This is a genomic window from Kitasatospora humi (assembly GCF_020907985.1).
In the GTDB taxonomy this organism is placed as follows: Bacteria; Actinomycetota; Actinomycetes; order Streptomycetales; family Streptomycetaceae; genus Kitasatospora; species Kitasatospora humi.
On the sequence record NZ_JAJJPA010000103.1, the window covers coordinates 1 to 8,458 of the forward strand.

Annotated in this window: 8 protein-coding genes and 1 pseudogene; 5 read left to right on the plus strand and 4 right to left on the minus strand. The window is 69.9% G+C overall.

Translation table 11 applies throughout. From position 1 onward, the window contains the following. Positions 1-200 (minus strand): annotated as a pseudogene (locus LN042_RS38200) (IS5/IS1182 family transposase); the annotation flags it as partial. A gap of 237 nt (positions 201-437) precedes the next feature. Between LN042_RS38200 and LN042_RS36195 the strand changes: the two are divergent. Then, complete coding sequence (locus LN042_RS36195) at positions 438-1,031, plus strand: hypothetical protein (protein WP_230055715.1); 594 nt, start codon at positions 438-440, stop codon at positions 1,029-1,031. Between the two features lie 360 nt (positions 1,032-1,391). On the opposite strand, the gene LN042_RS36200 is transcribed toward LN042_RS36195, so the two are convergent. Next, entirely contained in the window at positions 1,392-1,874 is a 483-nt protein-coding gene (locus LN042_RS36200) for a hypothetical protein (RefSeq protein WP_230055716.1), read from the minus strand. Between the two features lie 92 nt (positions 1,875-1,966). Here LN042_RS36200 and LN042_RS36205 point away from each other — a divergent pair, with 92 nt between their 5' ends. Beyond that, entirely contained in the window at positions 1,967-2,332 is a 366-nt protein-coding gene (locus LN042_RS36205; protein WP_230055717.1) for a MerR family transcriptional regulator, read from the plus strand. 190 nt (positions 2,333-2,522) lie between these two features. Here the strand turns inward: LN042_RS36205 and LN042_RS36210 are convergent, their stop codons facing one another. Beyond that, a complete protein-coding gene (locus LN042_RS36210) occupies positions 2,523-3,032 on the minus strand; it encodes a DUF1877 family protein (RefSeq protein WP_230055718.1) in 510 nt (169 codons plus the stop codon). Between the two features lie 107 nt (positions 3,033-3,139). Here LN042_RS36210 and LN042_RS36215 point away from each other — a divergent pair, with 107 nt between their 5' ends. Together LN042_RS36215 and LN042_RS38205 are read left to right on the plus strand one after the other, a co-directional pair. Then, complete coding sequence (locus LN042_RS36215; RefSeq protein WP_230055719.1) at positions 3,140-3,499, plus strand: hypothetical protein; 360 nt, start codon at positions 3,140-3,142, stop codon at positions 3,497-3,499. Between the two features lie 237 nt (positions 3,500-3,736). After that, complete coding sequence (locus tag LN042_RS38205) at positions 3,737-4,303, plus strand: LysE family translocator (RefSeq protein WP_372495886.1); 567 nt, start codon at positions 3,737-3,739, stop codon at positions 4,301-4,303. 151 nt (positions 4,304-4,454) lie between these two features. On the opposite strand, the gene LN042_RS36220 is transcribed toward LN042_RS38205, so the two are convergent. Beyond that, complete coding sequence (locus LN042_RS36220; RefSeq protein ID WP_230055720.1) at positions 4,455-6,419, minus strand: N-acetylmuramoyl-L-alanine amidase; 1,965 nt, start codon at positions 6,417-6,419, stop codon at positions 4,455-4,457. Between the two features lie 780 nt (positions 6,420-7,199). Here LN042_RS36220 and LN042_RS36225 point away from each other — a divergent pair. Then, a complete protein-coding gene (locus LN042_RS36225) occupies positions 7,200-7,781 on the plus strand; it encodes a DUF4328 domain-containing protein (RefSeq protein WP_230055721.1) in 582 nt (193 codons plus the stop codon). Positions 7,782-8,458 lie beyond the last annotated feature (677 nt).

Here is an 8,458-nt window from a genome sequence, read left to right on the forward strand (position 1 = left end):
GCGTCGTAGCCGCGCGAGGCGGCGGGCACGGTGGCGTCGCCCTTCACCGCCTGGGAGTCGATGATCGCGGCGGTGGGCTCTTCCTTCTTTCCGGCCAGCTCGCGCAGGCGGGCGCGCAGCCGACCGTAGAGCTCCTTGATCAGGACGTTGTCGCGCCAGCAGCGGAAGAACCGGCACCTCGCCGCCGGCGGAACCCTCACCGGACCGGTCAGCCTCACCGGCCTCGGCGACGACCCGACGTTCCGCCCCGGCACCTGGCTGCGCAAGCAGGACAAGGCCCGCACCGACGGGAAGCTGACCGCCCAGCAGGCCGCGCTGCTGGACGCACTCCACTCGCGCGCTGAGACGGTCACCGGCTGACCTGCCCCGTACCGATCCCCGCTGTCCCGGACAACTCGGCCGGAACGGCCCACCGCTTCCTGAGGAATGGAGTCGACATGAACGCTGAGAGGTTGCTGGACCGGCTTGCCGAGGTGATCGGGCCGCCGCCCCTGGAAGGGGTGGTCCCGGTCCCGTGGGGACTTGGGCCCGAGGAGCTCGGTTTCCAGCTGTCCGCGGACTACCTGGCGTTCGCCGACTGGTACGGGATGGTCAGCATCAGCGACGAGCTCCACATCTACACACCGTCGGCAGCGCCCAGCCCCAATCCCGGGCAGCCGATCGGTTTCGAGGAATTCCTGCACCACACCACGGACCCCTACGGATACTGCGCCATGCTGGCCCAGGCCTACCTGGAGGGGGACTACGACGAGTGCCCGTATCCGCTGTTGAAGTGGGGCAACAACTGGAACTCCGACCAGTTCTTCTGGCTGATGCGGGGCTGGGACCCGGACCGATGGCCGGTCGCTGCCAAGTTCGACTCGTTGCGGGAGTGGGATCTGTTCGAGGGCGGCTTCCTGGAGTTCCTGCTGGCGGCGGTGACGGGGCAGTATCCGTGCCACGGGGACGTGCTTCCCGGCGGGATGAAGCAGATCGGTGACGGCCGTGCTTATCGCTCTCGGGGTGACTGGTCGAAGCAGCAGTGGCAGTGAGCCGACTGAGCAGGTGGCCATTGAGAGCAGTTGTTGGTGGCTTCGGAGGCCAGACGCCCGCCGGTGGTGCGCGCAGTGTCGGTGAACCGGTTGTCGGACAGCACCACGTGGTGAGGAGCTGAGATTGCCCGCAGGGGCAACATCGCCCTGGTGAACCTGGACACCGGAGTGGTGCTGCCCGCGCCGAGAGCCCGAACACCGCACACCATGGATGACTCCTACACACTCAACGCCTACACGGACGACGCTGGGGGATTGGTGAATCCGAGCCTGATGCACACTCATTGTGTCGGCGCCGGGCGGGCGATCAGGGCAGTTTCGCGTCAGGGCGGCTTCAGTGCGTAGCGTGGGCGACGGGCTCTATGAAGCGGCGGTGCCAGTGCTGAGCGGGTCTTCGCTGGCTCGGCCGGCGGAGTGGACGGTGGTGTTGGTGCGAGCCCGCCACCACGGCAGGAACTGAACGACACCGAATGCGACCTCCACAACGAAGAAGAGCCACAGCAGTCGTGTGGCACCGTGGGCCAGCGCGTACGCCTGCCACGCGGCGAACAGCGTGCGCGCGATGCCGTCGAGCAGTCCGTGCGACGGCAGCGGCTTGGCGATCCGCAGGAGTGCCCAGACGACCACGACCGAACCCATCAGATTCGCGTACAGGGTCTGTATCGGGTCGAGTTCGGGCAGGACGCCCAGCCCGAACGTGTGACCCAGCGACGACAGCGCGTCGTGCAGCAGCGCGTACGTCCACGGTGTCGCGAATGGCGCTGTGACGACGAGGTCGTACCAGGCACTCGCGCGTACGACGCGGAGGTAGGTGTAGCGGGAAGGGACGGAAAGACGGATCACGACGAGGCTCCTGCTGGTCTCACGGCAGCGACGCCTCACGGTAAACCGTGGAGTACTCTCCAGGGTCAAGGTTCACAGCCGGGCGGAGGGTCATGCGTATCGGAGAGCTGGCCGCGAAAACGGGTATCACCAAGGACACGATTCGGTTCTACGAGAAGATCGGCCTCGTCACGGGTCAACGGCTGGCCAACGGCTATCGCGACTTCGCGCCGGAGACGGTGGAGTGGCTGCGTTATGTCCGAACCGCACAGTCGCTCGGCTTCTCGCTGGCTGAGATCGCGCGGAACGGCGAGGAACTGAGCGACGCGCCGGATGCCGCCGAGGCACTGTCTGCGCTGTTCGAGGAGAAGATCCGAGTCATCGACGCGCGCATGGCCGAGCTTGCCGCCCTACGGGCGGACCTCGACGCGCGCGTCGGCACCGGATGCCCGTTGCGGGCGGCTGGCCAGACCGGCTGAGCAATGGACCTTTCAACTTGACTGTGTGACAGTCACGTTCGATTGGATCGTGCCCTGAAGCTGCTGGTAGGTGGTGCGACCGTTGCGGTCCGCCGTCATTGCGCCCTGATCGCCGATTTTGCGCACCGGGCGTTGAAATTGCGCATCAACTGCGGGCCCTGCAGTCAGCGCGAGCGGGCCGGCCTGCCAATCAGCTCCTGCAAGAGCACGACGGTTCCGGCGTCCATATCGACGTCACCGATCTCCGCCGGCCGAGAAAACCCGCGCCGCCCACCAGGCCCGACAGACCACCGACGCCGCCCACCGCGGCCTCGCAGATCTGGGGATAGATGCCGGCTGCAACGAGTTCGGTGTGATCGACGCCGTGAATCAGCTCGTCGTAGGTCATCAGGTTCAGCCTGGCGGTGGCCAGCCGCACCCGGGCACTCAGGTATCGCGGCGGTCCGTAGCCCCAGTCATCGGCTTCGGCGAAGGGCTCCTCGCCGTACACGATGTCGACCGGGAACGCCGAACGCTTCAGCAGGAAGTCCAGCAGGTTCCAGGTCTGGTGGGTGGTGAAGTGCCGCGCTTCGGATGGTGCCGTCCCGTCTTCCTGGGAATCCTGGATGCCGTCGGCGAGGTCCAGGGCCCACTCGGGATCCTTCAGGGCTTGGGTCAGCTCTCCGAGTGTGACGCGCAGGTACTCGCCGTTCATGCTCATGGGCGGCAGCATATGGAGCGGTTCCGACACGAGACCCGGCCGGTCATACTGTTCGCCGTGGCTTGGTGCCCTTGTGGTGATGGGCGGGCCGGGCGTAGGCCTCGCCGATGGCGGGCACTCTGTCCACCTCGTGGCGTTCGGCGGGCCGTTGGTTCTTCGAGCCGAGCGGCCGACCGGGTAAAGCTGAAGGCGGGTCAGTTGCTTTCGGTGCTGGCGACCTGGTCGACGGCCGCCGCGGCGGCGGCAGCGATGGCCGGGTCGGCGAGGATGGCCGCGACGACCTCATCCTCGGTGATGCGGCCTGGGGCCGGGATCGGGTGGGCCCGGGCGGTCAGTTCCTGGAGTTCGCGACCGACGGCATCCTGGAAGTCGTCGCCGTCTTCGCCGAGGCCGGCGGCGCGCAGTCGGCGATACCCTGCTGTGCCGCCGGGTGCCCCTTCGACAGTGCACGGAGAGGTCGGCGATAGGCCGCCCCCGGTTGCATCGCGGCCGGCCCGGGCGGTTACTGGTGAGTGTGCGGCCGACCGGCCAAGGCTGTCCGCCGAGGACCGGCTTTCTCGTGCCGCAGCGGTTACTTGGCCCATCCGCATTCTCTCGGCCTTTCGGCCCTCGCTGAGCCTGCGTCTCGCCGAGGCTGCCCGGCTCGCCTCCTCGGAGCCGGTCCGTCCCTGCCCATCTCGCAGGCAGCCCTGCCACTTTAGGTTCTGGAAGGCGGCCAACGCACCGTCCGAGGGACGCTCGCGGGCAACGCCTCCGGCTTCCTGCTGTGGTCCACGGCCGCCGCGGCCGGGCTGTCCGCCGTCCTGCTGGCCAGCCCCACCGCGTACGCGGCGCTCCGGATCGCGGGCGGCATCGTGCTGATGTTCCTCGGGGCGAAGACGCTGCGAACCGCGCTGTCCACCGTCTCCACCCCTGCGCACTCCGAGGGCGGGCGCCGCACCGGCTTCGCGGGCGGCTACCTCACCGGCCTGAGCACCAACCTCGGCAACCCCAAGGCCGGCGTGTTCGCCGTCTCGGTCCTGCCCCAGTTCGTGACGGCCAACGGCCCGGTGTTCCTGTCGACCATCGCACCTGGGAGCCCTGCGGGCGCTCGTCAGCGCCTCCTGGTACACGCTGCTCACCTGGGCCGTCGGCCGAGGGCGCGTTCTGGTGTCGCGGCCGGCCGTCCTGCGGGGACTCAGTGTGACCACCGCCGTCGTCCTGCTGGGGTTGGGCGCCGCGGTGGCAGCAGGTGTCTGAGGGCCGAGCCGGCCCTACTTCCGGCGCCCTGACCGAGGGGGCGCTTGCCCCCTTGCCTGACCGGGGTGCGACAGCTGGGCGGGACAACTGCACGCTGGAGTGGGTGCCGGTTCGTGTGACACCGAGCGGCCCGGTTCCCGCGGCAGCGCTGCCGCGGCAACCGGCCCCTCTTCTGACGTGGCGTCAGGAGTTGGCGCTGCTGTGCATCGGGTTGTCGACGGGCGTGGCGGCCGTGCCGACCTGGACGTCGGAAGCCTTCAGATAGGCGAGCCGGTGGTTGTAGCGGATCGGGTAGTAGGTGTCGGCACCGACCACCAGGGTCCAGTCGTTGGGTGCGCTGTCGTCGATGGTGTGCGAGTAGAAGAAGTCCGATGGCACCGGGGCGTCGCTGCCGGAGACGTAGGATTGGCCCGCCGGGATGGTGGCGGTCAGTGGTACCACGGGCTGCGGGGCGATCCCCGGGTACGAGGTGTACGCGGCGGCCTCGGGGTAGTTGCGGCCGTACACCGGGATGGAGGCCACGCCCGGCTTGGGGGTGAGCACCGTCCGGCCGGGCCGGTTGTCGGCACCACCGGTTTGACCTGACGGATTGTAGAACCAGGCCTTCTGGCCGTCGTACCAGATGGCGGTCCAGTCGCCATGCAGGTCCGCGACGACGTAGCTGGTCCCGTACACGGCCTTGTCGTGCCAGTCGGAGGCCTGGGTGGTACCGCTGTTGATCAGCGGGGCGTTCGGGTCCGGCTGGGTGCGCAGGTAGACGAAGTTCTCCGGCCGGTCGGCCGTCCCGGTAACCGGGGGCTGGTTGGTGGCGTCGAAGGCCGGCGAGACGGTGACCACGCCGCCGACCACGAGCGGGCCGCCGAGGTTCGCGCAGACGGGGGCGCCCAGCAGGTCCATGTAGTGCGACCAGTCCCAGAAGGTGCCGGGATCCCAGTGCATGCCCGCGACGTACGACTGGATCGGGCCGGGCACGTCGTCGTGGCCGATGATGTGCTGGCGGTCCAGCGGGATGTCGTAGCGGGCGGCCAGGTAGCGCACCAGGTCGGCCGAAGACTGGTACAGCTGCTCCGAGTACCAGGTCGGGCGGTCGGTGGGGAGGGCGTAGCCTTCGTGCTCGATTCCGATGCCGTGCATGTTGAGGGACTTGTTCCCGGCGTGCCAGGCGATGTCCTTGGTGTGCACCAGCTGGGTGACGTGGCCGTCCGAGGAGCGCACGATGTAGTGCGAGCTGTCCTGGTTGGCCGGGTTCTGGAAGAGGCCGATGGAGGCGTCGAAGCCGCCCTCGGTGTCGTGGATGACGATGTACTGGATCTTGTCACCGTCGTCCGGGCGGTTGGCCTTGCTGTAGTTGCCGAACGAGGTGAGGTCGTTGGGATCGGTCAGCGCATAGGCGGCGGGCTGGAAGTCGCAGTCCAGCTCGACGGGGCATTCGGGAGTGGTGTCGTCCGCCGCCGGGGCCGCGGCGGCGCGTGCTGCGGCGTGCACCGGTGCGGCCGGGCGGTCCGCCTTGACGCCGGGGGTCGCGGTGAGGACGACCGACTGGCCGTCGGCGGTGTGCCGGGACGCACCCGTGCGGATCGTGGCGAAGACGCGGTCGGCGAAGGTGCCGGCACCGGCCGGGTCGCCGGCCTGGCTGAACCTGGCCACCGCCTGGTACCAGGAGCCGGGGTCGGCGGAGGCGGCCTTCCCCGTCTCCTTCTGGTACTTCGCCAGCAGCGCCGCGCCACCGCGCACGCTCTGGGCCGTATCCCGCTTGAGGTCGTCGGCCGGACGGTGGATCAGCCTGGCGGCCTCGTCCAGGGTGTGCAGCGCGGGGCCGTCCTGCACCACGGGTCCTGCCGGCGCTTTCTTGGCCGGCTTCGCAGCGGCGCTGTCGCCGCGTCCGTCGGTCTCGGGCCCCGGGCCCTTGGCGAGGGCGGCGGTGACGGCGGCCGCGTCGACCTGGGTCAGGCCCATCACGTTGTAGTTGCCAGTGGTGCTGGGCGTGCCCTGGTGGGAGTCCCAGCGGGTCTGCTGGTAGGAGACGGCCAGCAGCACGCTGGCCGGCACGTGGAACTCGGCGGCCGCGGAGCTGAACTGGCGCTGCAGCGTATCCTGGGCCGGGGCGGCCGCAGCCGCCGCGAATGCCGGGACGGCGCCGACGGTCATGCCGGTGACCAGGGCCAGACCGGTCGTGCAGGCGGCGACAGCGGTGGTGAGGCGCGGCAGGCCGTGTGCTGTACGGCGGGAATGCCGGGGTCGGGGTATCAACGGAGTCCGCTGGCCCTTTCGTAGGGGAATCGATCGGGTGCGCCCCCGTCGCCGGAGCCGGTTCCGTCCAGGTCGCCGGGCGGTCGCCTCCGGTCCGACCAGGGCGGCGGTGCAGACGTTAACACCTGACTTGCCGTCAGCGCTCTTCGCCGTCTTCGTCGCCGGCGTGTCCCTCCATCACCTCGCGACCGCCCCCCGGCCGGCCACCACCCTACCCACCCCACCTGCGCCATCCTCACTCTCCCCCCGCGCCACCTACGAACTCCGTTACCGGGACCGCCTCTTGTTGGGCGCCGCCGCCCACTACCCGAACCCCCACCATCGTCGGAACCCGCCTCCTTGCCCCGCCCGACCAGGCCCTGGCACCCCTGCCGCAGAACGCCGAACACCGCCGACCGCGCCCGCCCCGGCACTCCCATCCCACCCGGCACCCAGCCCGCTTCGCCTTCCCCCCAGCGCTGAACGGCCCCGACCGGAGGGCCTTCGTCGATGGTCCCGATGTGCCCGCGCACCTGGGCGGTGCAGCGGGGACCGGGCCGACGCCGTCCCCGGCGGCTGCCCCGACGGGCCGGCTTTCACGCCGCCAGCGGGGCCGCCCCTCACTCGCCGGGCGGGCTGGGCGACACCACCCAGTAGCCTGGCCGCGATCACCCGTTCGACCAAGGGGGAGCACCACCGATGGACACCGTCCTGCAACAGCGTCTGCGCCTAGCCCACCACCGGGGACAGCTGACCGACCCGCAGAACCTCGCCGTGGCCAGCCAGATCCTGATCGCGCTCGAGGCCACCCTCAACCTCGCCTACGCCGTCACCACGCAGACCGGCGGTCCGCTGCTCTTCCCGCTCGCCCGACTGCAGATGCCCGCCCTGTTCGTGGCCGGCGTCACCTTCCTGCTCTGGTTCCGATACTGCCAGGCCAACGCCCACGCCTTCGCCCCGGACCGGCTGGCGTTCACCCCGGGCATGGCTGTCGCGGTCTGGTTCATCCCGGTGGCTTGCCTGTGGCAGCCGCGCCGGGCCACCCTGGACCTTGCCCGCGCAAGCGGCGGCGTCAACATCCGCCTGATCAACGCCTGGTGGACCGCCTGGCTCACCCACCTCCTGGGCTTCCCAGTCCTCTTGCTCGTCTGTGCCCTCGCCGACTACCGCGGCTCCGCCATCCCCTGGCTCGCTCTCCCCGACACCGTCGCGGCCATCCTCGTGCTCCAGGTGATCCGCCAGATCACAAACGCCCAGCGGGCCCTGCTCACCTCCCGCTGATGCCGCTATCGGCGAGGGAGCGCACCAGCCAGCCGCCGACAGGCCAGATGTGTCCGGCAGCAACACCGCCTGGTTCACACACCATGCACCCGCACGTGGGACCACATGGTCGGTATCAGCCCGCGTCGGTATCCGCTTCCCTCCCGCTCGGATGACGCAGGCTGCGCCCGAAGCGTCAACACCCCGGCGGCACGCCCACGAACGAACGCCGGTGCGGTATACCGGCGGCCCGCGCCGGTACCTGTGACGCATGATCACTTCACGCCGGTGGCGCACCGTCACCGCCCTGCTCGCCCTCGCGGCCGCCAGGGCGAAGAACACCGGCTCCTGGTGGCGCCGCTCCTGACCCTGCCGGTTCGGCCGGCACTGCGACGCGGGGTGCAACACGACTGCAACGCGCCGGGCCGCCCGGCCACCGCGTTGCAGCCCTCACCTGCGAAAACACCCGCTGATCCGGGCCCATGGGCAGACGTGTTGCACCCCGCACCCGCGTTGCACCCGGCCTCACCGCTGTGACCTGCACCGGGGAGTTTCGCCACCCCCGCTGACCTGTGCCGGGGAGTTTCGCCTCGCACCCGGTAAGTTTCGGGTTTCGGTGCAGTTCAGCGGCCAGTTAGAAACAGTCGGGGCTGCGCCGCCCGCGTGGCCGCCGTCCGGCCGCCGTCGATCGGGCTGCG

Bases quoted from the DNA above. Each gene is read 5' to 3' on its own strand.
- LN042_RS36195 (WP_230055715.1), top strand. From the start codon at position 438: ATGAACGCTGAGAGGTTGCTGGACCGGCTTGCCGAGGTGATCGGGCCG.
- LN042_RS36205 (WP_230055717.1), top strand. From the start codon at position 1,967: ATGCGTATCGGAGAGCTGGCCGCGAAAACGGGTATCACCAAGGACACG.
- LN042_RS36210 (WP_230055718.1), bottom strand. From the start codon at position 3,032: ATGAGCATGAACGGCGAGTACCTGCGCGTCACACTCGGAGAGCTGACC.
- LN042_RS36215 (WP_230055719.1), top strand. From the start codon at position 3,140: ATGGCGGGCACTCTGTCCACCTCGTGGCGTTCGGCGGGCCGTTGGTTC.
- LN042_RS36220 (WP_230055720.1), bottom strand. From the start codon at position 6,419: ATGACCGTCGGCGCCGTCCCGGCATTCGCGGCGGCTGCGGCCGCCCCG.
- LN042_RS36225 (WP_230055721.1), top strand. From the start codon at position 7,200: ATGGACACCGTCCTGCAACAGCGTCTGCGCCTAGCCCACCACCGGGGA.